Origin of the sequence: Bartonella sp. AP57NXGY, assembly GCF_042195805.1 — a bacterium.
Lineage (GTDB): Bacteria > Pseudomonadota > Alphaproteobacteria > Rhizobiales > Rhizobiaceae > Bartonella.
The window spans coordinates 1-595 of record NZ_JBHIOZ010000620.1 but is presented as its reverse complement, the minus strand read 5'-3'; the positions used below and the strand labels follow the sequence as shown (position 1 = coordinate 595).

Here is a 595-nt window from a genome sequence, read left to right as displayed (position 1 = left end):
ATCTTGCTAGCAACAAGCCTCGTAGTCGCAATCGGTGGGGGTCTCGTGCTCCTGACAAAAATCGCACTTGCACTTCTCGTAGGATGGGGGCCAATCTTCATCATTGCTTTGCTCTGGCAACCAACTCATCGCCTTTTCGAGCAATGGATAATCCAAGTCGCCAATTATATAATCCTCTTTCTACTCTTAGCAACTGTATTTAATCTAATGATGAATATCTTTGCAAACTATTTGAGTGATATGAAACTCGACTACGACCAGAATGTAGCATACATGTTTGGAGGAGCTCTCATCTTGTCCATTATATCCATCATGCTGTTACTCAAACTATCAAGCATGGCCAATTCTCTCGCAAAAGGCATTACATTTGGACATCTATGGAGACATAAAAACTAGATGAGATAAAAAGCAATGGTTCCCGTAACAGACGCCCTTAATATCCATATGACAAAATAACGAGGATATCCAATCCTAAAGTAAAAAATATTTGCACTGAAATTGAGCTATTTTCATAAATTAAAAAATGAAATTAAGAAAAGATAAATTATCGTAAACTATACACTTTACTTTAGTGTCAAAATTATAATAATGACAA

The 595-nt window shown here is 36.5% G+C and carries 1 protein-coding gene; it reads left to right on the top strand.

Annotation, left to right across the window (positions count from 1 at the left end; genetic code table 11):
* The coding region (locus tag ACFIL8_RS12335) for a type IV secretion system protein (protein WP_375690059.1) at positions 1–396 on the top strand (396 nt) is incomplete at its 5' end.
* Positions 397–595: the final 199 nt, after the last annotated feature.